This window comes from Streptomyces sp. LaPpAH-108, from assembly GCF_000373625.1.
Classification (GTDB): domain Bacteria; phylum Actinomycetota; class Actinomycetes; order Streptomycetales; family Streptomycetaceae; genus Streptomyces.
The window spans coordinates 1-23819 of record NZ_KB891994.1; the positions used below are offsets into that span (position 1 = coordinate 1).

General features: G+C 71.3%; 19 protein-coding genes. 6 read left to right on the plus strand and 13 right to left on the minus strand.

From position 1 onward, the window contains the following. The 5 genes from B079_RS32145 to B079_RS0115750 form a co-directional block, all read right to left on the minus strand. On the minus strand, positions 1-2326 hold a 2326-nt coding region (locus B079_RS32145; protein WP_018546787.1), incomplete at its 3' end, for a sensor histidine kinase. A 334-nt stretch (positions 2327-2660) separates the two neighbouring features. Continuing rightward, a complete protein-coding gene (locus tag B079_RS0115735; RefSeq protein ID WP_018546788.1) occupies positions 2661-3518 on the minus strand; it encodes a dioxygenase in 858 nt (285 codons plus the stop codon). 89 nt (positions 3519-3607) lie between these two features. After that, a complete protein-coding gene (locus B079_RS0115740) occupies positions 3608-4495 on the minus strand; it encodes a citryl-CoA lyase (RefSeq protein WP_018546789.1) in 888 nt (295 codons plus the stop codon). Beyond that, positions 4492-5688, minus strand: a complete 1197-nt coding sequence (locus B079_RS0115745; protein WP_018546790.1) for a CaiB/BaiF CoA transferase family protein — start codon at positions 5686-5688, stop codon at positions 4492-4494. Before B079_RS0115745 ends, B079_RS0115740 begins: the two co-directional genes overlap by 4 nt. Positions 5689-5778: 90 nt before the next feature. Then, the gene (locus tag B079_RS0115750) at positions 5779-6621 is read right to left on the minus strand and encodes an IclR family transcriptional regulator domain-containing protein (RefSeq protein WP_018546791.1); all 843 of its coding nucleotides are present in this window, start codon (positions 6619-6621) and stop codon (positions 5779-5781) included. A gap of 245 nt (positions 6622-6866) precedes the next feature. Here B079_RS0115750 and B079_RS0115755 point away from each other — a divergent pair, with 245 nt between their 5' ends. After that, a complete protein-coding gene (locus B079_RS0115755; RefSeq protein WP_018546792.1) occupies positions 6867-8318 on the plus strand; it encodes an amidohydrolase family protein in 1452 nt (483 codons plus the stop codon). Between the two features lie 105 nt (positions 8319-8423). After that, positions 8424-9560: a hypothetical protein gene (locus B079_RS32150; RefSeq protein ID WP_051095160.1), complete on the plus strand. Its 1137-nt coding sequence runs from the start codon at positions 8424-8426 to the stop codon at positions 9558-9560. A gap of 182 nt (positions 9561-9742) precedes the next feature. Here B079_RS32150 and B079_RS0115765 read toward each other — a convergent pair whose 3' ends face one another. Next, the gene (locus B079_RS0115765; protein ID WP_018546794.1) at positions 9743-10087 is read right to left on the minus strand and encodes a barstar family protein; all 345 of its coding nucleotides are present in this window, start codon (positions 10085-10087) and stop codon (positions 9743-9745) included. Between the two features lie 465 nt (positions 10088-10552). Here B079_RS0115765 and B079_RS0115770 point away from each other — a divergent pair, with 465 nt between their 5' ends. Both B079_RS0115770 and B079_RS0115775 read left to right on the plus strand, forming a co-directional pair. Then, entirely contained in the window at positions 10553-11458 is a 906-nt protein-coding gene (locus tag B079_RS0115770) for a glycoside hydrolase family 19 protein (RefSeq protein ID WP_018546795.1), read from the plus strand. A 137-nt stretch (positions 11459-11595) separates the two neighbouring features. After that, positions 11596-13824, plus strand: a complete 2229-nt coding sequence (locus B079_RS0115775; protein ID WP_158685001.1) for a hypothetical protein — start codon at positions 11596-11598, stop codon at positions 13822-13824. 30 nt (positions 13825-13854) lie between these two features. Here B079_RS0115775 and B079_RS0115780 read toward each other — a convergent pair whose 3' ends face one another. Continuing rightward, positions 13855-15051 (minus strand): MBL fold metallo-hydrolase, encoded by a 1197-nt coding sequence (locus tag B079_RS0115780; protein ID WP_018546797.1) that lies wholly within the window; start codon positions 15049-15051, stop codon positions 13855-13857. Positions 15052-15199: 148 nt separating this feature from the next. On the opposite strand from B079_RS0115780, the gene B079_RS0115785 reads away from it, so the two are divergent. Next, entirely contained in the window at positions 15200-16384 is a 1185-nt protein-coding gene (locus tag B079_RS0115785) for a glutamate dehydrogenase (protein ID WP_018546798.1), read from the plus strand. A gap of 113 nt (positions 16385-16497) precedes the next feature. Here the strand turns inward: B079_RS0115785 and B079_RS0115790 are convergent, their stop codons facing one another. Beyond that, positions 16498-17283 (minus strand): SGNH/GDSL hydrolase family protein, encoded by a 786-nt coding sequence (locus tag B079_RS0115790; RefSeq protein ID WP_018546799.1) that lies wholly within the window; start codon positions 17281-17283, stop codon positions 16498-16500. Between the two features lie 349 nt (positions 17284-17632). On the opposite strand from B079_RS0115790, the gene B079_RS0115795 reads away from it, so the two are divergent. Further along, positions 17633-18430, plus strand: a complete 798-nt coding sequence (locus tag B079_RS0115795; RefSeq protein WP_018546800.1) for a tyrosine-protein phosphatase — start codon at positions 17633-17635, stop codon at positions 18428-18430. Positions 18431-18518: 88 nt separating this feature from the next. Here B079_RS0115795 and B079_RS32155 read toward each other — a convergent pair whose 3' ends face one another. The 5 genes from B079_RS32155 to ispG form a co-directional block, all read right to left on the minus strand. Then, positions 18519-18641: a DUF6126 family protein gene (locus B079_RS32155; RefSeq protein ID WP_018546801.1), complete on the minus strand. Its 123-nt coding sequence runs from the start codon at positions 18639-18641 to the stop codon at positions 18519-18521. Next, the gene (locus B079_RS0115805) at positions 18638-19261 is read right to left on the minus strand and encodes a helix-turn-helix domain-containing protein (RefSeq protein ID WP_018546802.1); all 624 of its coding nucleotides are present in this window, start codon (positions 19259-19261) and stop codon (positions 18638-18640) included. Before B079_RS0115805 ends, B079_RS32155 begins: the two co-directional genes overlap by 4 nt. A gap of 87 nt (positions 19262-19348) precedes the next feature. Beyond that, on the minus strand, positions 19349-20734 hold the full coding sequence (locus tag B079_RS0115810; RefSeq protein ID WP_018546803.1) for an aspartate aminotransferase family protein: 1386 nt from the start codon (positions 20732-20734) through the stop codon (positions 19349-19351). After that, positions 20735-22642 (minus strand): 1-deoxy-D-xylulose-5-phosphate synthase, encoded by a 1908-nt coding sequence (dxs, locus tag B079_RS0115815; RefSeq protein WP_018546804.1) that lies wholly within the window; start codon positions 22640-22642, stop codon positions 20735-20737. A 36-nt stretch (positions 22643-22678) separates the two neighbouring features. Then, a complete protein-coding gene (ispG, locus tag B079_RS0115820; protein WP_018546805.1) occupies positions 22679-23815 on the minus strand; it encodes a flavodoxin-dependent (E)-4-hydroxy-3-methylbut-2-enyl-diphosphate synthase in 1137 nt (378 codons plus the stop codon). Between the last annotated feature and the right edge of the window lie 4 nt (positions 23816-23819).

The following is a 23819-nucleotide window of genomic DNA, read 5'->3' on the forward strand; positions in this document are numbered from 1 at the left end:
GGGGGTGGGGGTAGGGGGTCGGGGGCGTGGGAGTGGAGGTGGTGGCCGTGGGGTCCGGCCCCATGTGCGTCGGCTCCATGTGCGTCGGCTCCATGTGCGTCGGCTCCATGTGCGTCGGCTCCAGGTCCCCTGGCTCCCTCGGCTCCATGTGCAGCGACACCATGTGGCCGGACGCCAGAGGGTCAGCGGACATCGGCGCAGCGGACATGGGGGCGGAAACCATGTGCTCGGACGCCAGGTGGCCGGTGCCGCCCGTGTGGCGCAGCTGCGTGTGCTCCGGACCCATGGGGCCAGGCGCCATGTGGGCCGCCTCCGCGTGCGGAGACGACACATACCCCGGCCCCATGTGCCCCGTAGCCATCCCCACGGCCCCCTCCTCCGAGGGCGTCTCCGGGTAGCCGGACCCCGTCGTCTCCAGGTGCTGCTGGGTCTCCGCCAGCCCGATCCCGCGCTGGAAGGCGGCCATCAGGCCGGGGTCGTGGTCCGCGACGGCGTCGCCCTCCTGGCGGGGGGCGGGGCCGCCACGGAGTTGGGGGACGATGTGTTCCTGGGCGCGGCGCCGGGGCAGTTGGGGCCGCTCCATGGTGCCGCGCACCGCACCGCCGACACGCGGAGTGGGGAGGGCGCCTATGGTGGCTTCCACCATGGACCGGTCCTCGGCGCTGACGCCGGGCACGGCTTCGGCGGGGTTGGGCCGCCGCTCATGGGCACCGCGCGTGGGCAGAGGCGGCGGTGTGCCCCCGCCTCCGTTCCCACCCGCTCCCGGGGCCTGGGCATGCCGCCCCCGCCCGGTGCCCGGCGCCTTCCCTGTGTTTCCAGTGGAAACGCCCGGCACCGCCCACGTCCGACCGGAGCCCCTGCTCTCCCCCGCACCCGGGTCACGACCCGCGTCACCGCCGACCGCTCCCATGTCCACAGGTGCCGCGCCCTCATCACGAGCCACGCGCGACTCGCCACCGGACGCACCGTCCGCCGCCGACACGACATCGCTCGTCGCCCCCGGCGCCAGAGAAGGCCGTCCAGCCGCAGCCATCAACTCCCCGGTCCCGGACGCAACCTGGGCCTGCTCAGCCCCCTCCCCCTGTCCAACAGCCCCCGCAGCGCCGGACATGATCCCCGGTGCCGGTCCCAGCAGGGCCTGCGGGATGACCAGCACCGCCTGGACGCCGCCGTAGATGTTGGTCTGGAGCCGTACGCCGATGCCGTGGCGGCGGGCGAGTTGGGAGACGACGTAGAGGCCGATGCGGCCGTCGGCGAGGAGGCTGGCGACGTTGACCTGGTCGGGGTCGGCGAGCAGGGCGTTCATGCGGTGCTGTTCGTCGACCGGCATGCCGAGGCCCCGGTCCTCGACCTCCACGGCGAGCCCGGAGGTCACGAGGTTGGCGCGCAGCAGTACTTGGGTCTGCGGGGCGGAGAACACCGTGGCGTTCTCGACCAGTTCGGCCAGGAGGTGGATGACGTCGGCGACGGCGTGTCCGCGCAGTTCGCCGTCGATGGGCGGGACGAGTTTGACCCGGGAGTACTGCTCGACCTCGGCGATGGCGGAGCGCAGCACCTCGGTCATGTCGACCGGGTTGCTCCACTGCCGCCGGGAGACGGCGCCGCCGAGCACGGCGAGGTTCTCGGCGTGGCGGCGGATGCGGGTGGCGAGGTGGTCGACGTGGAAGAGCCCCTTGAGCAGGTCGGGGTCCTCGATCTCGTTCTCCAGCTCGTCCAGGATGGAGATCTCCCGGTGCACCAGGGACTGCAGGCGCCGGGCGAGGTTGACGAAGACCTCCAGTTTCTGTTCGCTGCCCGCCTGGCTGGAGAGCTGGGCGGCGCGTACGACGGCGGTGACGGCGCCGTCGTGGGCGCGGGCGAGGTCGGCGGCGAGGAGTTCGAAGTCGTCGGCGTCCTCGGGCGGCCTGCGGCGCGGCTTGCGCTGCGGGGGCGCCTCGCCCTTGCGCAGCGCGTCGACGAGCGTGCGCAGGTCGGCCTCGCCGCGTGCGGCGCCACGGCGCAGGGCGCCGACGCGTTCTCCGACGGAGCGCGCGGCGCGGTCGGCGGCCACGGCCGCGATGGCGATCGCGGCGGCGGCCACCACGACGGCTCCGGCGAGCACGACCCACAGACCGAGGCCCAGGGGGACGCGGCCGGAGCGGACGCAGAAGACGACGGCCGCGACCGCCGCGAGCGCGACCGCGACGGGCGGAAGCACGGCGAGCCGCACGAGTTGGGGCCGTATGTGCGTCTCGGGCAGCGCGGGAGCGGGTCGGGCGACCGGTCGTCCGTGCCTGCCGCCCTCCCGGCGGTCGGCACGGTTGGCCGGTGCGCGGAGGTGAGACATCTGCGTCCTCGTACTGGTCCGTCGGGCCTGTCCTCGCGTGGTGCGCCCTGGGGGCACCACGCCTGGCGGTGTCGGCGGCACGGGCCGGGAAAATGCCCCGCGTCGTCCGACGGACACTCACGGTAGTTGCCTGCGCATCCGGTCTGATGGGCAGTTGGCAAAGTCACCCGGCCGACATCCCGCTCTGGTATGAGGCTTCGTACGGCAGACCGATAATCGCGCCGAATTCCCGTACGCGAGACAGGACACAGAGAAAAGAAAACAGTCCGACTCGGTCAGAAAATGGCGTCACCGAACAGCGCGGTCGAGACCGGGTTCCGAGGCGGCGGGACGCTTACTCGGGTTGCAGGACGAAGTCGTACGTGGCGTGCAGATACGGCTCCCCGACGGGGGCGCCGTCCGGCGCGGTCCCGGCTGGACGCTCGGTGAACCGTACGATCAGCGGGGCCTTGGTGCCGAAGACGACGTCGCTGTCGAGATATTCGCTGCCCTCCTGGAAAAGGTGGGTGATCAGCTTCCGGTGACCGGGTTCGTCGATCAGGAAATGGATGTGCGCGGGCCGGAACCAGCTGATGTCCGTCCGGTGGATCAGATCGCCGACCGGACCGTCCATGGGAATGGCGTAACCGCGCGGCGCGATGGTGCGGATGCAGTACGAACCGTCTTTCCGCGTACGGTATTTGGCGCGCAGCCGCGCCTCGTCGATTTCGGGGAGCTGTGCCTCGTACGCGCCGTCGGCGTCGGCCTGCCAGACGTCGAGCACGGCGCCCGCGAGGGGCTTGCCCGCCGTGTCGGTGACCTTTCCGGTGATGTAGAGCGGGGTGCCGGGAAGGCCCTCGGACAGGTCGAACCCGTCGGGCACCGTGGGCGATCCGTCGATGTGGAACGGGCCGAGGACGGTGGCGGGGGTGGCCTCGGGGCCGAAGCGGTTGTTCAACTGGACCACCAGCATGCTCAGTCCGAGCACGTCGGAGGCGAGGATGAGTTCCTGCCGTTTGTCGTCACAGGTCTGCCCCGCGGCGGTGAGCCACTGGATCGCGGCGGCCCATTCGTCCTCGGTGAGACGCACTTCCGCCGCGAAGGCGTGCAGATGGCGGACCAGTGCGGTCATCAGCTCGCCCAGGCGCGGGGAGTGGGCGGTGGCCCAGCGCTGGACGGCCAGTTCGGTGATGTCGTCCTCGTCGGCGAACACGGTGCGGCCCTGCCTCTCTTGTCGCGTGGGTCCGTCCGTTCGCGGACCTCGCGCGGCGCGGCTCACGGCACGCGGGGTCGCGGGCGCGGTCAGTCCTCCGGCCGTGGTCCGGGGTGCGGGGGCCGTGCCAGGGGTTCGGGTGCGAACGGGTCGGGGGGTACGGGGGCGTGGTGGAGGTCCACGGACAGGAACACGTCGCGTGCGACCGGATGGCGCAGTTCCTCGGCGAGTTGGCCGATCAGTCCGGCGGTGCGGGCCAACAGGGCGAATCCGCGCAGGAGTTCCAGGGGCAGGCCGAGGTCGGCGAGGGCGGCTCCGCAGACTCCGGCTCCGTTGAGGGGCAGGGTGCGGCCGAGGACGGCCGGATGGACCCGGCCGATGGCCGCGAAGAGCGTCAAGTGCGGCCCGGACAGGCCCTCTTCCTCCGCGATGCGCATGAGTCGCGGCGTCCTCGGGTCGCCCTCCTTGTGGACGTGGTGTCCGAGACCGGGTACGAACGCTCCGGCCGCGCGGCTCTCGCGGACGGTTCTCGACGCGACCTCGTCCCAGCCCTGTTCGTCCTTCGGCAGGTCGCCGTCCAGGGAGAGCAGGACGTCGTGGAGGAAGCGTCCGGTGTCCTCGGTGACGCCGAGGAAGCGGGAGCCGCCACCGAGCAGTCCGGCGGCCAGCGCACCCTGCACCGAGTCGGGTGCGGAGAGGTAGGTGAGGCGGGTGACGATGGCGGTGGGGGTGAAGCCGTGGTCCGCGAGGGCGGCGAGGACGGCCTCGAACACCCTGGTCTCACCAGGACTCGGCCGCCGCTGGGCGGCCAGCCAGAACGCGAGTTCCCCGAAGCCGACCGAGCCCATGATGTCCTCGGCCAGGTCGTGGCCGAGCAGGGTGATGCGGTCGGGGTCGGAGGCGCCGAGGGCGGTGGGGTAGGCGGGGCGCGGGATCTGCCCGGCGGTCCCTTCTCGGTCAAGGGGCTCGCCGGTCATGGCCGTTCACCCTCGGGGTCGGCCAGCCACTTGCGCAACTCCGCGCCGTGTTCGTCCAGTTCGGGTGGCGGTAGGCGGTAGGTGGCCGGGGTGGCGGAGAAGCGGATGGGGTGCCGGGTGGTGGGTACGGCGCGTTCGCCCTCCCCCACGCTGACCACCGGGTCGAGTCCGAAGCGCTCGGCGAGGGCGAATCCGCCGTCGATGGTGTTGATGGGCCCGCACGGCACTCCGGCCGCGACGAGCAGGTCGAACCATTCCTCGGCGCCGCGTGTCACGAACCGCTCGGTCAGCAGGGGGTGGAGTTCGTCGCGGTGGGCGGTGCGGTCGGCGTTGTGGCGGAAGCGGGGGTCGTCGGCGGTCTCGGGGATGTCCAACACCGCGCACAGTTTGCGGAATTGGCCGTCGTTGGCGGCGGTGACGACGAGGTCGCGGTCGGCGGTGGGGAAGGGCTCGTAGGGGCAGACGCTGGGGTGGGCGTTGCCCATGCGGTAGGGCACGGTGCCGCCCGCGACGTAGGCCGAGCTGTGGTTGACCAGGCCGGTGAGCGCGGAGGAGAGCAGGTTGACCTCGACCAGCTGGCCCTCGCCCGTGGTGTCCCGGTGGCGGAGGGCGGCGAGGATGCCGATCGCGGCGTGGTTGCCCGCCATCACGTCGAACACGGAGATCCCTGCGCGGTACGGCGGCCCGTCGGGTTCGCCGGTGAGGCTCATCAGGCCGGAGACGGCCTGCACCATGAGGTCGTAGCCGGGTACGTCGCGTCCGGCGCCCGAGCCGAAGCCGGTGATCGAGGCGTAGACCAGGCCGGGGTTGTCGCGTCGTACGGTCGCGAAGTCGAGTCCGTACTTGGCCATGCCGCCGGGCCGCAGGTTCTCGATCAACACGTCCGCGCGGCGGGCGAGTTCGCGGGCGGTCTCGGCGTCACGCTCGTCGCGCAGATCGAGGACGAGGGAGCGCTTGCCCCGGTTGATGCCGAGGTAGTAGGTGGAGACCTCGCCGCGCACCGGGGGCGTCCAGGTGCGGGTGTCGTCGCCGTTCGGTCCCTCGACCTTGATGACGTCGGCGCCGAGGTCCGCGAGGAGCATGGTGGCGTACGGCCCGGCGAGGACGCGGGAGAAGTCCGCGACCAGGACTCCGGTGAGCGGGCCCGTGCCGGTCGTCGTCGGCGGGGTGTGCGGCTGGGTGCTTCGCTGCATCGGCCTCGCCTCTCTGTCCGCTGCACGGACGTTCGTCCGCCAAGGGATTCTGGGTCGGCGGCGTCGGGGCGTCAAGGGGGCCGTACGACCTCAAGTGCGCGCGGCAGAGGTGGCGTTGGGCAGCTTCAGCTCCGGTCGCCGGACCGTGTGGGGTGCGGATTCCAGGCGGGCGAAGTCGAGACTGATCTCGCCCGCGGCCTGGAGGAGGAGCGGCAGATGGTCGTTGACCAGGACCTCCGCCGGGGTCTCGGCGGCGTGCGCGTTGACGTTGACGCTCGCGACGACGCGCCCGGAGCCGTCGCGCAGCGGGGCCGCCACCGAGCGGATGCCCCGGGCCAGCTGTTCGTCGGTCATCGCCCAGCCCCGGGCGCGCACCTCGCGCAACTCGGCCTCCCATTCGGTGCGTTCGGGCTGCCACACCGGGTCGAGCCCGGACCGGCTGGGCTCGGCGACGACCCGCGCCGCCTCCTCGGGCGGGAGCGCCGCCAGCAGGACCTTGCCGAGCGAGGTGGGCAGGGCGGGGAAGCGGGTGCCGATCTGCACCACGAGGGCGACGACCTTGGGGACGGAGACCCTGGCGACGTAGACGATGTCGGAGCCGTCGAGCTGGGCGATGGAGCACGACTCGTTGGTGCGCTCCACCAGCCACTCCAGGTGGGGGCGGGCCACATCCCACAGCCCCATCGACCGGGTGTAGGCCACACCGAGGTCGAGCACACGGGGAGTGAGGGCGAAACCGTTGTCCTGCTGGCGCACATAACCGAGTTCGGCCAGCGTGAGCAGGATCCGGCGCGCCGTCGGCCGGGTGAGGCCGGTGGCGGTGGCGACGTCGGTCAGCGTCATGACCGGCTGCCGGGGCTGGAACGCGGTGATCACCTCAAGACCCCGGGCCAGTGCCTCGATGAAGTCGGGCCCGGTTCCCTCGCGCGGCATGGCAACCCCTTCTGTCCGTGTGCGCCGTTCGTGTGCGCTGTCCGTGTCAGGCCGCCCGTTCCGTGGACGGTGTTCTCGCGGAACTGTACGCGGTATTGACACGGCACCGCCCCGCTGAACACCATCGGAGCGGACCGATTGTCCGCTGCACGGACAGTCGTACGGACAGCTGCACAGAGACCGTCGAAAGCGCGGCCGTACACCGGTCCCCCAGGCCAGTCACCCGCCCACGAACGGGAGTTGCCGTGCCGATCCAGTCCGCCCCGTTCGCACCGGGCCGCCCCTTCGTCTTCCGCGACGCCACGGTGCTGACCGTGGACCGTACGCACCGGGTGCTCCCCCGCACCGACGTCCTCGTGACCGGCGACCGGATCACCGCCGTCGGCCCGCGCCTCGACGTCCCGGAGGGGACGGCGGAGATCGACGCGGCGGGCGGCATCGTGATGCCGGGCATGATCGACACACACCGCCACATGTGGCAGACCGCCATGCGCGGCTACGGCGCCGACTGGACGCTGACCCAGTACTTCGTCTGGTACTACCTCGAGCACGGCAAGGTCTTCCGGCCCGAGGACATCCACGCCGGGAATCTGCTGTCCGCCGTGGAGGCGCTGGACGCCGGGGTGACGACGGTCGTGGACTGGTCGCACGGGCTGCGGACGACCGACCACGCGGACGCGGCCGTGGACGCCCTGCGCTCGGTGCCCGGCCGCTTCGTCCTCGCTTACGGCAACATCCACCAGGCACCGGCCGCGTGGACGACGGCCCCGGAGTTCCGGGACTTCGTGCGCCGCCGGATCACCGGTGACGACATGCTCGGCTTCCAACTGGCCTTCGACGTCACGGGAGATCCCGGGTTCCCGGAACGGCCCGCCTTCGAGGCCGCCCGCGAGCTGGGCGTCGCCGTCACCACCCACGCCGGGGTGTGGGGCGCCACCGACGACAGCGGCATCCGGCTGATGCACGAGCACGGGTTCATGACGCCCGAGACGGTGTACGTCCACGCCTCCACGCTCTCGGCCGACTCCTACCACCGCATCGCGGCGACCGGCGGCAGCGTCTCGGTCTCCACCGAGAGCGAGCAGAGCGCGGGCCAGGGCTATCCGACGACCTGGGCCCTGCGCGCCCACGGCATCCCGGTCTCGCTGTCGATGGACACCAGCGTGTGGTGGAGCGGCGATCTCTTCTCCGCGATGCGCACCACGCTGGGCGCCGACCGGGCCCGCGAACATCTGGAGGCCCACGCCCGGGGCGAGACCGTCACCCATGCCGCGCTGCGTGCCGAACAGGTCGTGGAATGGGCGACGGCGGGCGGCGCCCGGGCCATCGGCAGATCCGACGACCTCGGCAGCGTCGAGCCCGGCAAGAAGGCCGACCTGGTACTGCTGCGCAACGACCGCTCCCCCGTGTCGTTCCCGCTGCTCAACCCCCATGGCCACGTGGTCTTCCAGGCCCAGCGCGGCGATGTCCACACCGTGGTCGTGAACGGCCGGGTGGTGAAGTACGAGCACCAACTGGTCGGCGTCGACCTGGCTGTTGTACGCCGCACGGCCGAACGGAGCGTGGAGCACCTGCGATCGGTCATCGGGGAGGAGGCGTGGGCCGCCGGGATGAACCCGGACGTGCCCGCGACCAAGGTGCTCGACAACCCGTACACCTATACCGATTACCGCAGTTCGGGCACGCGGCCCCGCTGAGCGCGGGCCCGGCCCCGCTGAGCGTGATCCGTATGTGATCAACACCCCGTACTCTCCGCCTGATCGACGCCTGACGGCGTTCAACATCTCGGCGGGGGACGGAAGATGACATACAGACGTGCGCTGTTTCCGGCGGCGGTCGGAGCCGTGCTGGTCACGCTGGTGCTGTGGTGGGCGGGGGCGAGCGCGCAGGCGCTGCGGCTGCCGGGCGCGGGCACCATGCTCGACCCCGAAACGGCCGCCCAGCTACGGCAGTTGCTGATGCCGTGGTCGTACGACCCGCCGTCCGGGATGCTCAGCGGGGGCGAGTACGTCAGCCTCTACCGCGCCGCGATGCAGATCAGGTACGTCATGGTCTTCGTGCTCTTCGTCGCGGGCGCGGTGTTCCTGCTCCGCGCGCTGCCCCCGGCGCGTGGCCGCGCCACGGCCACCCTGCTCGCGGTGTGGACCTGGAGCCTGGCCGCCGGGACGCTGGCCACCGCGGTGTCCGCGCCGTGGCTGCTCGCCTCCCGGGGGCGCGGGAGCTTCCGGCTGCTGCCCCAGCTGTCGGGGGTGATCGCGTCGGGAGCGCAGGTGACGGTGGTCGCGGGTCTCCTGGCGGCGGCCGGGACGGTGGTGGTCGCGCGGATCAACACCGAGGACGTGGACGAGCCGGTCCGCCGCGACGTCCCGCGCCATGCCGCCCGGCTGTCCGCGAGCGTCGGCACGGCCGTCGTCGCGGTCTCGGTGATCGTCCTGTCGTACCAGTCCGTCGCCGCGGCGATCCAGACGTCGCCCTACGGCACCGGCTACCTCTCCGAGCCGGGCGAGCTGCTGCGCCAGTGGCTGCTCCTCGGCTTCTGGACGCCCCCCACCTCGACCGCCCTCACCGACTGGCTGCTCTTCCGCCTCCTCGACGCCCTGCTGCTCGTGGTGGTGTGGTGGTCCCTGCGCCTGCTCCCGGGGCTCTTGACCCGGGTCACCGTGCCGGTGATGGCCCTGTGCGGCGTCTGCGCGACGGTGCTCGGCCTGCTGGTGAGCCAGCTGGGCCGCATCCCGCTGACCGGCGACGTGGCGGGCTGGGGGCCGCTGTATCTGCTGGGTCGGCTGGGCGGCGGCGTTCCGGCGGCGGTGACGTTCGGTACGGCGGCGGGAGTGGCCGCGGCGGTGGTGTGGCGGGTGGCAGGGGGGACGGTCGACCCGGCGGAGGTGCCGGTGGCGGCGAAGGCGCCGGAATCGACGGAGGGGGCGGCGGAGGCGTAGGGGGTCGGCCGGGGGCGCGCCGTTTCACGGGGTGGAGGGCCGACCATCGGCCGGGGCGCCGCTGACACTCGCCCGGTACGCGGCGAAGCGCAGCCACCACCGAAGCCCCCGGAACCGAACGGAACCCGAACCGGACGGAACCCGAACCGGACCCCGCTCCACGCAACGCCAGGCCCGCCCCCTCAGGCGATCGCCAGCACGACCGCCAACGTCGAGTCGTACTCCTGCTGCCGCCCGGCCAGGGACTCCAGCACCTGTTGCGCGCTCTCCCACTGCTCGGGCTGGGCCTTGGCGAAGCCCTGCCAGCCGATGACGATGAGCAGTCGGCCCGGTACTTCCGGTCCCCAGCCGATGTCACCGGCGGCATCGGTGAAGGCCTGCCAGTTGCGGGCCGCCGAGGACGGGAGGTCGAGGGCGGGCAGGCAGCGCTGCATGAATCCGGCCTGGTCGGTGACGCCGGCCAGGTCGAGCGGGATGATCTTCCAGCCGGCCTCGTGGACCACCTGGGCGAGAGTCGCTGTGGGCATGTCCGTACCGCCTTGCAGGGTCCGGTCCTCCCCGCCGACACGGGGAGCGGGTCGATCCACCCATCATGCCCCACGGTGAGCGATCCCTCACGAGGAGCCGGTCGCGCCCCGGGCTCCCACGGGACGACGACGGTAACCGGCCACGCGCTACCCCGGAACCGCCCGACCCGCAACCGCAGCGCCGGGTTGCCGCGAGGCGCGTGCGCGAGGACATGTGACCGGTAGCACCCGCACCCCCATACCCGCAGGCCCAAGCACCTTCAGAGCAGCGCAAGTTGACTGATCCTCACCCCCTCATTCACAGGCGACTTGACTGGTCCATACCAATGCGATTGAGTGCGGCCCACACCCCCCACGGCCACCCCCACGCGCCTTGTCCGGTGCCACTGGCGCCCGCGCGGGTATCCCGGTCCCGTCGTCGCACGCTGCCCGGGTACGGCCGTTTCCTGCAAAGGAGTTGACTCTGTGTCGAGACGACACGTCTCCGCCGCGCTGACCGCGCTCGCCCTCGCGGTGACCCCGCTGGTGATGTCGGCCCCGGCCGCGTCGGCGGCTCCGGCCACCACGGCCGCGTCGTGCGCGAGCTACCCCAACTGGGTGGCGGGCAAGTCGTACGTCACCGGCGACATCGTCCGTTACACGGACGGCAAGACGTACATCGCCGAGCACGACAACCCGGGTTACGACCCGATCATCAGCACCTGGTTCTGGGAGCCGTACAACTGTGACGGCGGTTCGACCACGCCGGTCGGCAACTTCGTCGTCAGCGAGGCCCAGTTCAACCAGATGTTCCCGAACCGGAACTCGTTCTACACCTACCAGGGCCTCGTCGCGGCCCTGAACGCCTTCCCGGGCTTCGCCAACACCGGCAGCGACACCGTGAAGAAGCAGGAGGCCGCGGCCTTCCTCGCCAACGTCAACCACGAGACCGGCGGTCTGGTCTACGTGGTCGAGCAGAACACGGCCAACTACCCGACGTACTGCGACTGGAGCCAGTCCTACGGCTGCCCGGCCGGTCAGGCGGCGTACTACGGCCGCGGCCCGATCCAGCTCAGCTGGAACTTCAACTACAAGGCGGCCGGCGACGCGCTCGGCATCGACCTGCTGCACAACCCGAACCTCGTGCAGACCGACGCGGCGGTCGCCTGGAAGACCGGCCTCTGGTACTGGAACACCCAGTCGGGGCCGGGTTCCATGACCCCGCACAACGCGATGGTCAACCAGGCCGGGTTCGGCCAGACCATCCGCAGCATCAACGGCTCCCTGGAATGCGACGGCCGCAACCCCGCCCAGGTCCAGAGCCGCGTGGACGCCTACCAGCGCTTCACGTCGATCCTGGGCGTCTCCCCCGGCGGCAACCTGTACTGCTGACCCACCTCGCTCGCCCATCGCGGCCGCGGCCCCCAGGGGTCGCGGCCGTGGTGCGTGTGGCGTCGTCATGGCGAGCACCGGGGTCCTCCCGACCGTGAAAGCGGTACACGCGGCATGCCCCCACCTAACATTGGGGAGTGCATCGTGACATCGTGGATGCCCTGGCCCAGGGCGAGTTGAGGCCCTTGCGCGCGTGGCTGGCCGGGAATCAGGTGGAGACCGACCGACTCGTCGAGCTGCCCCAGCGGGCAGCCACCGTCGACACCGAACAGCCGCCCGCGAGCGACGGGGCGGCCGACCGCGCCGAGATCGCGGCGGCGGAGATCCTCGCACAGTGGTCGAAGGCCTCAGCGGTGCCGGGCGGCGTGCCGCTGTTGCTGCTGCTGGTTCTCATCGCCGTGGAGGCCGAGTGGAACATCTCGTACCACTTCCGGCCCCTGCACGACACGCTGGCAGGCGCCGCCCGGTGCATGCGGGATCACGGTGCCGCCCTGGACGCCCCCGACCGGCCGGCCGCACGGGCGGTCGTGGCGCTGATGGACAGCGTTGCCGCGCAGATCAACGCCGAAAACGCCATGGTCACGGGCCAGTTGGCTCCTCACGAAGAGGCGATGAGCACGGCTGTGGCGCGTGCTCATCAAGCTGCGGAACTGGCGCGGCGGGCGGCTGCCGAGCATCCGGACCTGAGCCGGTACATCATCATGCGGGCCGAGGAGATCGAGACCTGCGGCCTGGCCGTCGCCCGTGCGGTGGGAGGACTGCGCCGCTTCCTCGACACGGGCGAACCGCTCGACGACGTCGCGGCGGAGATCGAACGGGCCGAGTCCTCCGACGCGATCGCCTCTTCCGGGTACCAGAGCGAACTGCGTGCTCACCGTCTCGCTCTGCTCTCCCTGGAGGAGAGGAGGAATGATCCGTGGCTGCGGATCGACCGGGGCCGGATCACCTACGTCTATCCGTTCGCCGTACGCCGTACCGCGCCCCGCGAGGTGGTCGAACGGGTCGGTGCGCACGGCTCCGGCTGGCAGTTGGGCGGGGCGGCGGTCCTGTCCGTCAACAACTCGCTGAACCTGGACGACGTCTGGAACGGCTCGGACGCGTTCAACCGACGTTACGGCGGCGCGCTCGTCGAGCTTCCCGACGTGGCGGTGCAAGGTTCCGACGGGCAGCGGCTCGGGAACCTGCGGGCTGAGATCCGCTTCTCCAGACTCGGCAACCATTACGTACGGTTCACCGCCGACATCGCCGACGTCACACCGGCGGAGCTGCATTCGATGATGCTGCGGGCGGCACCGGAGTACGGCCATGTACGGGTGTCGTTCGGCGGGCAGGAGGGCCGGGCCTGGGAACGGCTCGCCGCGCTCGCGACCGACCTGACCGAGGACGTCTGCGCACGGCTGGCCGAGAGTGCCGAAACTCCGGACCTCCGGCGCCCCGAGCCGAGCCCGGGAATGTTCCATGTCATCGTGGCCGTCAACGCGGCTTCCACCACACAGGGCCCGGCCAGGTCCGCCCCGCGCCACGAGATGCGCACGGCGAGGGAGTTGCTGGAGGCGATGGGGGCGCAGGTGCTGACGAGCCCCGTCACACCGATGGTCGGCTCCCTGGCCGAGTGGGGGCGGTACGTCCGTGAGAGCGACCTGATCGCCGACATCACCGGCTCGACCGGGGAGAAGCTTCTCCGCACCTCCAACACCACGGCGATCGCCGCACCCGGAATGGCGGCCTTCACCCAGACCACCAAGATGACCGTCGCGGAGTTCACCGCCTCCCTCGACGGTCTCTTCGCCGGATGGTCGCTCGAACTCGTCGATCACTACCAGCGCGTCGAGGAGTTCAGGGTCCGGGTCGACGCGGTCGAGCGCGAACAGAGCGGCAGCGCCGCAGCGTTGCGCGCTCTCGCACGTGAACTGGACCTGGAGAGAACGCGCCTGAACGACTTCTCCACGTCGGTCAGGTCCACCATCACACTGATCAGATCGCCCTCCCTGGTGTCGTCCCCGGTGGTCGCCGACATCATCCGGCTCGTGCTGGACGGTTCGAACTTCCGCGAGAGAGTGACGGAGCTGCAGGCGCTCATCGAGGACGTGGCACAGGACCAACTCGGCTCCAGCATCGAGAAGCTGGCCAGGCGGCGAGAGGAGCAGGAGGCTCACGAGGAAGAGCGGCGGGAGACCAGGCAGCGCGCCAAGCTCGAAGTGATCCTCGCCGTGATCGCGGCTGCCGGGATGTCCGGCGTGGTCCAGGTTCTGCAGGCGGGATTCTTCGAGTCCGTCAGAGCCGCGGCATGGGCCCTCGCGAGCGTCGCCGCGATCCTCGTGCTGGCCGTGATCGTCGGGGGCTTCTTCTGGCCGAGAAGAGACTGAAGCTCATCTCAAGAAAGGTGGGGGTGGCGGTCACGCCTCACCGGCGAAGTTCAGATCGTTGTTCCGCTCCTCGACGTCCGCTGTCGCCACCCCCTGAGCCTCGCGCCACGGACGGGCGATCGGCCGGGAGATGGTGCGCCACCAAGGGGCGGTGGGGAGCTTGCCTGCCGGTTCGAAGGGTTCGCCGGGGTGGGGGGACGCCACCGGCTGGTCGGCGGCGTCAGAGGCGTCGCGGGTCCACTCGCCCGGTTCTGCCCAGGGGTGCATCGCGAGGTTGAAGGTGCCCCAGTGGATGGGGAGGAGGACGCCGTGGGGGGTGCCGCCCTGGAGGTCGAGGTGGGAGCGGAGGCCCTCTTCGGGGGTCATGTGGATGTCGGGCCAGTAGGGGCTGTAGGCGCCGATCTGGATCATGGTGAGGTCGAAGGGGCCGTAGGCGGCGCCGATGTCCTGGAAGCCCTCGAAGTAGCCGGTGTCGCCGCTGTGGTAGACGCGGTGCTCGTCACCGGCGACCACCCAGGAGGCCCAGAGGGTGTGCTGGGTGTTGCGCAGGCCGCGGCCGCAGAAGTGGCGGGCCGGGGTCGCGGTCAGGGTGAGGCCGCCGATCCTGGTCGACTCGTGCCAGTCCAGTTCGCGCAGGCGGTCCGGGGAGACGCCCCAGTGTTCGAGGTGGGCGCCCACGCCCAGCGGGACCGCGAACAGGGTGTCCGTGTCGGCCAGCGCCTTGATCGTGGGCATGTCGAGGTGGTCGTAGTGGTCGTGGGAGATCACCACGACGTCGACCGGACCGAGCGCGGCCAGCGGCAGCGGCACCGGGTGCAGTCGGCGCGGGCCCGCGAAGGGGAACGGCGAGCAGCGCTCACCCCACACCGGGTCGAACAGCACCCGGTGTCCGTCGATCTCCACCAGCACGCTGGAGTGGCCCATCCACGTCACCCGCAGCCCCGTGGCGGGCGGCGCCGCCAGGTCGGCCAGGGTGGTGGGGTGCACCGGGATCGTCCCCCGAGGGGCGCGCGCGGGGCGGGTGTCCTTGTCGAAGAACGCCTTCGCCAGCTCCAGCGCGGAGCCCGAGGGCCGCGTGCTCGCCGTACCGCCCGGGTTCTGGAAGACACCGTCCTTGAAATGGGGCGACCGGCGAATACGCTCCAGGCGCTCACCGCTCGGTTCCGCGCCGAAGGCCGCGGGCTGTAGAGCACGGAGCCCTGAGCTCTGGGAACGCAGGCCGGTCACGGTACCTCCAGGTAACGGCGTCTTGGTGGTGCCCCATTATGGGCGGCACCCCCGGCACACGGGTCCGCCGGGGGCTGAGTGACTCAGCCGGGACAGAGAAACGCCCGGTACGGCGTCGCTATTCCCACCCCGGTAAAGGAGCACCCCGTTGACCACCCCCGCCCCCTTGATCTCCCTCACCTGGACCGACCACCTCACCGGCCGCCAGGGCTTCCTCGTCGTCGACCGGCTGGTGCGGGGCGTGGCCAGCGGGGGCCTGCGGATGCGGGCCGGGTGCACGCTGGCGGAGGTCACCGGGCTCGCGCGCGGCATGACGATGAAGGAGGCCCTGCACTACGACCCGGCGAGCCGCTACGTCCCCCTCGGCGGGGCCAAGGGCGGGATCGACTGCGATCCGCGCGACCCGGAGGCGTACGGGCTGCTCGTGCGGTACCTGCGTGCCATGCGGCCGTACATCGAGAGCTGCTGGACCACCGGGGAAGACCTCGGGCTCACCCAGGACCTGGTGGACCGGGCGGCGGCGGAGGCGGGGCTCGTCTCCTCGGTGCAGGCCGTGTATCCGCTGCTGGACGACGAACCCGCCGCCCGCGCACGCCTCGCGGCTGCCTTCGCGGTCGAGGTGGACGGGATCGGCCTGGACGAGCTGGCAGGTGGCTGCGGAGTCGCCGAGGCGTGTCTGACCGCGCTGGACCGGGCCGGAACACCCCGCCGTGGTACGCGTGTTGCCGTGCAGGGGCTGGGCACGATGGGCGGGGCCACCGCCCGGTTCCTGGCGCGGGCGGGCCTGACCGTCGTGGCCGTGGCGGACGTCAAGGGGACCATCGCCAACCCGTCGGGGCTCGACGTGGAGGCGCTGCTGGCGGCGCGGGACGCCCACGGGACCGTCGACCGGGCCGTGCTGCGGCCGGGCGACCGCGAACTGCCGGGCGACGCCTGGCTGTCGGCCGACGCCGAGGTGCTGGTGCCCGCCGCCGTGTCGTACGCGATCGACGCCACCGACCAGGAACGCATCAGGGCGCGCTGGATCGTGGAGGCGGCCAACATGCCCGTGCTGCCGGAGGCGGAGGCCGCACTGACCGCGCGCGGGGTGTGCGTCCTGCCCGACGTGGTGGTCAACTCCGGTACGAACGCCTGGTGGTGGTGGACCCTGTTCGGTGACATCGGGCCCGACGCCGAGGAGGCGTTCGCGCAGCTGCGCCGGTCGATGCGCGCGCTGACCGGGCTGATGCTGGACCGCGCGGAGGCGGACGGTACGACACCGCGGGCCGCCGCCCATGCCCTGGCGGCCGACCGGCTGCCGGTGATCGCGGAGCGGTACGGCTGGTACCGCTGAGCGGGGCCGAGCAGGGAGTGGGTGCCGGGCGGGGAGTGGGTACGGCGCACATGTGGCTGGCGCACATGTGGCCAGCACCTATGTGTGCCGACCACATGTGCGCCCTCACCGCCTCACGCCACCGAGGCGATCCGCATCTTGATGTCCGCCGGTGACAGCATGCCCTTCGCCGTCACATGGTCCCCGGAGGACTCCCCCCGCAGCCTGCGGCCGATCCACGGCACGAGGTGCTGGCGGGCCCAGTGGACGTCGTCGCGGCGGATCTCCAGCGTGCCCCGGGGCGGCAGCTCCGGCCAGGCCTGCTCCGGGTCGGCCGGGATCTTCACCCCGAGGGCCTGGCCCGCGCGCAGGGCGACCCGGGTGTGCCCCTCGGGCGAGAGGTGCAGCCGGTCGTCGTCCCAAGCCCTGCGGTCCTGGACGGACTTGAGGGACCACAGGTCGAGCACGGGGCAGCCGTACCGGTCGGCGACGGCACGGACATGCCCGTTGTAGGTCGCGATCTTGCCGCGCAGATGCTTGAGCAGCGGCACGCCGCGTGTGTCGAAGCCGGTCGCCACCAGCACGGTGCCCGCCGAGGCCGCGAGCAGCGCCACCGCCTGCTCGAACCGCTCGGCCACGTCGTCCGGGTCGGTGCCGGGGCGGATGATGTCGTTGCCACCGGCGCAGATGGACACGAGGTCCGGGGCGAGCCGGGCGGCCTTGGGCACCTGGTCCGCCGCGATCTGGTCGAGCAGCTTTCCGCGCACCGCGAGGTTGGTGTACGTGAAGTCGCCTTCAGGCCGCCGGTCGGCGAGGAGTACCGCGAGCCGGTCGGCCCAGCCCACGAACGCCCCGTCGGGGCCGGGGTCGCCGACGCCCTCGGTGAAGCTGTCCCCCACCGCCACGTACGACCCGATCATTGATGTGTTGTCACTCTTCGAATCGTCTGCCACATCGCACCATGATTCACCCTCGGATGTGACTTACGCGACCGTAGGAAGGGGTTGACGAACGGTGAGATAAGACACTCTTAAAGAGTTTGCCAATCACGGAATAGGCGGCGCCGATCAAAAGCGGGGTGGAAAAGCGGTCGGAATGCCGCGCCGAAAGCCCTGCTGAAAGCCCGTCGGAAAGCGGCGCCGAAAGGGACGTCTTCGCAGCTCCGGCGCCGGGTGGAGCACGGACCCGGGCGGGACGGAGGCGATGTCGTATCGTCGACTCAGCGCCCGCCGCCGAGCCGCGCGGCGGGGCCGACCGGGAGGAGCATCCGTGACGCAGCAGGTCCCGTCGACCGAGCCCGAGCTGGCCGCCGTACGCAATTTCCGCGATGTGGGCGGACTGCCGACCGTGGACGGACGGCGGGTGCGGCACGGTGTGCTGTTCCGCAGCGGTCATCTCGCGCACGCGACCGACGAGGACGCCGCTTTTCTCGCGTCGCTGGGGCTGCACACGGTGTTCGACTTCCGCAACGCGGCCGACCGCCGTCTCGAAGGCCCGGACGTGGAACTGCCCGGCGTGCGGAATGTGAACCTTCCGCTGAGCGACCCGGCCGACGGCGCCGAGTTCTGGAAGCTGGTGCGGGACGGGAATCTGGACCAGCTGCGCGGCATTCTCGCGGGCGGCAAGGGCGCGGACCGCATGGTCGCCTCGTACCGGAAGATCGTCAAGGAGCGCACCGCCGAGCACTCGCGGGTGCTGCACGCGCTGGCCGAGGACAGTGTGCCCGCGCTGATGCACTGCGCGGCGGGCAAGGACCGCGCCGGGATCTCGGTCGCGGTGACGCTGCTCGCGGTGGGCGTGGAGCGCTCCGCGATCACCAGCGACTATCTGATGTCCAACGCCAAGCACCGCCGCTACAAGGTCCGGCGCAGCGGCAGCCCCGACACCGCGTACACGCCCGAGGTGATGGAGCTGCTGAGCCCGCTCTTCGACGCCCGCGCCGAATACCTCGCGGCGGCCTTCGACAGCATCGAGGAGACCTGGGGCGACGTGGACGCCTATCTGGAGCGGGGTCTGAAGCTGGCCGACGGGACGCGGGAGCGGCTGCGCGCCCGCCTGGTCGACTGAGCGAGCGGCGGGCCCGCCGAGGCCCGCCCCGCTCCGGCACCAGCGCGCCCCGCCCACGGCACGCCCCGCCCGAGCGGCCCCCCTCACCTCACCCCTTCGCCCCCAGCGAGAACAGCAGGAACAGGAACGCGGCCAGGACGTGCCCGAGGGCGACGTACACCACCAGCCGTACCCACAGCGAGCGCGGCAGCTTCTCCTCGTAGTCACTCATGACGGCCCTCCGGTCGGGTGCCCCAGGCACAGCGCGGCCGTGGGGCTCTGGAGCAGGGTGTGGACGAACAGCAGCTCGACCCCGTCGTGATCCTCGGCGGTGAGCCGGTGCGGGGTGAGCGAGTCGAAGTGGGCACTGTCCCCGGGCCCGAGCAGATGGCTGCCGTCGCCGAGGCCGAGCCTGAGGCGGCCCTTGAGGACGTACAGCCACTCCTCGCCGGGGTGGACGCGCACGATGTCGGGCCGGGCGCGGTACGGGATCTGCACGCGCAGCGCCTGCATGCCGCGCCCGGAGGAACCGGCCTGAAAGTAGGTCCAGCCGGCCGCGCCGGTGGGCTCCATGTCGGCGGCGCGTACGATCGCGTCGCGGTCGGCGGTGGTCTCGCCGAGCAGTGCGGAGACGGTCGTACCGTAGATACGGGCGAGCGCGAGCAGCATCGGCAGCGAGGGCTGGCGCTGCCCGGTCTCGAGCCGGGAGAGATGGGCCGGGGAGAGCCCGGCGGAGGAGGCCGCGGCCTCCAGGGTGAGCCCGGCGCGACGGCGCAGGGCGCGCAGCTGCGGCGCCACGGCGGGCAGGTCGTCCCCCTGGCCCGCCGGTGGCACGGCGTCTGAGGCGTTCATGCCTCCATTGAGCCGCACTTTTGCCTGTGCGGCAATTTTCTTGCCTCAGAGGCAAAAACGCCCCAGGGCCCGAGGCTCAGCGCAACGTCACCGCCCCGCGACCGCCTGTTTGATCAGCGTCCGCCCGAAGTCCCACATCAGCCCGCCCCCGCTGTGCGCGTCGTCCATGACCGCAGTGAACGCCTCCACGAACCGCTCCACGTCCGCCTCGTCGATCACCAGCGGCGGAATCAGCTTGATCACCTCCAGGTGGTCGCCGGAGACCTGGGTGAGGATGCGGTGCCGTTGCAGCAGCGGTACGACGACCATCTGCGCGAAGAGCCCCTTGCGGGCGGCCTGGAGCATGGTCCAGCGCCCGCGCAGCTTGAGCGAGTCGGGGCGCCCGAACTCGATGCCGATCATCAGCCCGCGCCCACGCACGTCGGCCAGCAGCTCGTACGTGGCGGTCAGCGCGGCGAGCCGGGACTTCAGCAGCTCGCCGACCGTACGGGCGCGGGCGACGATCTGCTCGTCCTCCATGACGGAGAGCACGGCGAGTCCGGCGGCCATGGCCTGGGCGTTGGAGCCGAAGCTCGCGGAGTGCACCAGGACGCGGTCCATGGAGGAGTAGACCTTCTTGAAGATCCAGTCCTTGCCGAGGGTCGCGCTCACGGGCACATAGCCGCCGGAGAGGGCCTTGGCCACGCAGACCAGGTCCGGTTCCACGCCGTCCTCGTGCTGGTAGGCGTAGAAGTCGCCGGTGCGGCCGAGGCCGGTCTGCACCTCGTCCGCGATGAGCAACGCCTTGTGCTGGTGCAGGAGTTCCTGCGCGGCCCGCAGATAGCCGGGCGGCGCCTCGTGCACGCCCTTGCCCTGGATCGGCTCCACGACGAGGGCGGCCACGTCGCCCTTTTTCAACTCCCGCTTCAGCGCGTCGAGATCACCGAGGGGTACGGCGGTGTCGGGCAGCAGGGGTGCGAAGCCGTCGCGGAAGCCGCGCTCGCCGTTGACGGAGAGGGAGCCGGTGGTGAGGCCGTGGAAGGCGTGGTCGCAGTAGAGGATGCGGGGGCGGCCGGTGGCGTAGCGGGCGAACTTCAGCGCGGTTTCCACGGCTTCGGTGCCGCTGCTGCCGAAGAACACCCGGTCCAGGTGCGGACTGTGGGCGAGGAGCCGTTCCGCCAGGAGCCCGGGCAGGGGCTGGCAGTCGAAGCGGGTGAGGTCGGCGAGGTCGAGGTCGAGCACGTCGTGCAGGGCCTTGCGGACGACCGGGTGGTGACGGCCGAGGCCCATCACCCCGAACCCGGCGAGCATGTCCAGGTAGTCGTTGCCTTCGGCGTCGTAGAAGTGGGCGCCCTCGGCCCGCTCGTAGACCTTGTCGAAGCCGATCGTGTGCAGCATGCGCGGGAGTTGGGGGTTGAGATACCGCGCGTGCAGGTCGTAACGTTCGGCGCCGCGCTCGGCGAGGAGGGCGCCGAGATCGAACTCCGTGCTCATTCAGCTCTCCTGTTTCTCCTGGCCCGGACGCCGGTGTACGTCGTGTGCGGCGAGGCTCCCGCTGATCCGCCCCGCGATCTCGACGGGCGTGAGCCCGATGTCCGCCAGTACCTCGGCCCGCTTGGCGTGGGCGAGGAACTGCTCCGGAATCCCGAACCGCCGTACGGGCACGTCCACATCGGCGTCCCCGAGCGCGAGCGCGACGGCCGACCCGACCCCGGCGGAGCGGCTGTTGTCCTCGACGACTGCCACCAGCCGGTGTTCGGCGGCGAGTTGGGGCAGCGCCGGGTCGACGGGCTTGACCCAGCGGGGGTCGACGACCGTGCAGCCGATCCCGCGTGCCGTGAGGAGGTTCGCCGCCTGGAGGCATACGGAGGCCATCACGCCGACGGCGACCAGCAGGACCTGGGGCTGTTCGTCGCGGTGGAGGACGTCCATGCCGCCCACCTGGCCGACCGCCGGGATCTCCGGTCCGGCGGACTCCTTGGGGAAGCGGACCAGCGTGGGCGCGTCGTCCACGGCGACGGCTTCCCGTAGCTGGGAGCGGAGTTGGACGGCGTCGCGCGGGGCGGCGATGCGCAGTCCGGGGACGACCTGGAGGACGGACATGTCCCACATGCCGTTGTGCGAGGCGCCGTCCACGCCCGTGACCCCGGCCCGGTCCAGGACGAAGGTGACCCCGCAGCGGTGCAGGGCGACGTCCATGAGGAGCTGGTCGAAGGCGCGGTTGAGGAAGGTGGCGTAGACGGCGACGACCGGGTGCAGTCCGCCGGTGGCGAGTCCGGCGGCGGAGACGGCCGCGTGCTGTTCCGCGATGCCCACGTCCCACACCCGGTCGGGGAAGCGCTCGGCGAAGCGGCCGAGGCCGACGGGGTGGAGCATGGCCGCCGTTATGGCGACGACGTCCTCGCGCTCCTCGCCGATGCGGACGATCTCGTCCTCGAACACCGAGGTCCAGGAAGGCCCGTTGGAGGGGGCGAGCGGGGCGCAGGTGAGCGGGTCCATCACGCCGACGGTGTGGAAGTGGTCGGCCTCGTCCGCGAGGGCGGGCGCGTAGCCCCGGCCCTTCTCGGTGAGGCAGTGGACGAGGACGGGGCCGTGGAAGCGTTTCGCGCGGCGCAGCGCGGACTCGACGGCGCCGATGTCGTGGCCGTCGATGGGGCCGACGTACTTCAGGCCCAGGTCCTCGAACATGCCCTGCGGGGCGAAGGCGTCCTTGAAGCCCTTCTTGGCGCCGTGCAGGGCCTCGTAGACGTACTTGCCGACGATCGGGGTGCCCCGGATCACCTGCTTGCCCCAGGCGAGGGCCTGTTCGTAGCCGTCGGTGGTGCGCAGGGTGGCGAGATGGTTGGCGAGGCCGCCGATGGTGGGGGCGTAGGAGCGTTCGTTGTCGTTGACGACGATGATGAGCGGGCGGTCCTTGGCGGCGGCGATGTTGTTCAGCGCCTCCCAGGCCATGCCGCCGGTCAGCGCGCCGTCACCGATGACGGCGACCACATGGCCGCGCTCCCCCAGCACCTGGCGGGCCTTGGCGAGGCCGTCGGCCCAGCCGAGCGCGGTGGAGGCGTGGCTGTTCTCGATGACGTCGTGCTCGGACTCCTCGCGCGAGGGGTAGCCGGACAGACCGCCCTTGCCGCGCAGCTTGGAGAAGTCCTGACGTCCCGTCAGCAGCTTGTGCACATAGCTCTGGTGGCCGGTGTCCCACAGGATGCGGTCCACGGGCGACTCGAAGACCCGGTGCAGGGCGATGGAGAGTTCCACCACGCCCAGGTTGGGCCCGAGATGGCCGCCGGTCCGGGACACCGCGTCCACCAGGAACTGCCGTACGTCGGCGGACAGTTCGCCCAGCTCTTCCTTCGTCAGCGCCTTCAGATCACGTGGTCCCCGGATTCTTTCCAGAATCGTCACGCCGGCCCCCTCTCGGTCCGTGTGCCGTGCCCTGTCTCAACTCGCCTGTTCCGACTCCTCGTTGGCTTCCTCCGCGAGCCGCATCGCCTCCTCGATGAGCGTTTCCACGATCTTCGACTCCGGGACGGTCTTGATGACTTCGCCCTTGACGAAGATCTGGCCCTTGCCGTTGCCGGAGGCGACGCCGAGGTCGGCCTCGCGGGCCTCGCCCGGGCCGTTCACCACGCAGCCCATGACCGCGACGCGCAACGGGACCTCCATGCCCGTCAGCCCGGCCGTGACCTCCTCGGCCAGCTTGTACACGTCCACCTGGGCACGGCCGCAGGACGGGCAGGAGACGATCTCCAGGCCGCGCTGCTTGAGGTTCAGGGACTCCAGGATCTGCAGGCCCACCTTGACCTCCTCGGCGGGCGGGGCCGACAGGGAGACCCGGATCGTGTCACCGATGCCCTGGGAGAGCAGCGCGCCGAAGGCCACCGCCGACTTGATCGTGCCCTGGAACGCGGGGCCCGCCTCGGTCACACCGAGGTGGAGGGGGTAGTCGCACTGCGCGGCCAGCTGCCGGTACGCCTCGATCATCACGACCGGGTCGTTGTGCTTCACCGAGATCTTGATGTCCCGGAAGTCGTGCTCCTCGAAGAGGGACGCCTCCCACAGCGCCGACTCCACCAGCGCCTCGGGGGTCGCCTTGCCGTACTTCTGCAGGAGGCGGCGGTCCAGGGAACCCGCGTTCACCCCGATGCGGATCGGGGTGCCGTGGTCCTTCGCCGCCCGCGCGATCTCCTTGACCTTGTCGTCGAACTGCTTGATGTTGCCCGGATTCACCCGGACCGCCGCACACCCCGCCTCGATCGCCGCGAAGACGTACTTCGGCTGGAAGTGGATGTCCGCGATCACCGGGATCTGCGACTTCCGCGCGATCGTCGCCAGCGCGTCCGCGTCGTCCTGCGTCGGACACGCCACCCGCACGATCTGGCAGCCCGACGCCGTCAGCTCCGCGATCTGCTGCAACGTCGACCCGATGTCCGACGTACGCGTCGTCGTCATGGACTGCACGGACACCGGCGCCCCGCCCCCGACGGGCACCGCGCCCACATGGATCTGGCGCGATGTCCGCCGGGGCGCGAGCGCCCGGGGCGGTACCTCGGGAACGCCCAGGGATACGGCGGTCACGGCC

Coding starts and splice junctions, on each gene's coding strand:
- B079_RS0115740 (WP_018546789.1), bottom strand. CDS start 4,495: ATGACCGGCGAGCCCCTTGACCGAGAAGGGACCGCCGGGCAGATCCCG.
- B079_RS0115745 (WP_018546790.1), bottom strand. CDS start 5,688: ATGCAGCGAAGCACCCAGCCGCACACCCCGCCGACGACGACCGGCACG.
- B079_RS0115750 (WP_018546791.1), bottom strand. CDS start 6,621: ATGCCGCGCGAGGGAACCGGGCCCGACTTCATCGAGGCACTGGCCCGG.
- B079_RS32150 (WP_051095160.1), top strand. CDS start 8,424: ATGACATACAGACGTGCGCTGTTTCCGGCGGCGGTCGGAGCCGTGCTG.
- B079_RS0115765 (WP_018546794.1), bottom strand. CDS start 10,087: ATGCCCACAGCGACTCTCGCCCAGGTGGTCCACGAGGCCGGCTGGAAG.
- B079_RS0115790 (WP_018546799.1), bottom strand. CDS start 17,283: ATGATCGGGTCGTACGTGGCGGTGGGGGACAGCTTCACCGAGGGCGTC.
- B079_RS32155 (WP_018546801.1), bottom strand. CDS start 18,641: ATGAGTGACTACGAGGAGAAGCTGCCGCGCTCGCTGTGGGTACGGCTG.
- B079_RS0115805 (WP_018546802.1), bottom strand. CDS start 19,261: ATGAACGCCTCAGACGCCGTGCCACCGGCGGGCCAGGGGGACGACCTG.
- B079_RS0115810 (WP_018546803.1), bottom strand. CDS start 20,734: ATGAGCACGGAGTTCGATCTCGGCGCCCTCCTCGCCGAGCGCGGCGCC.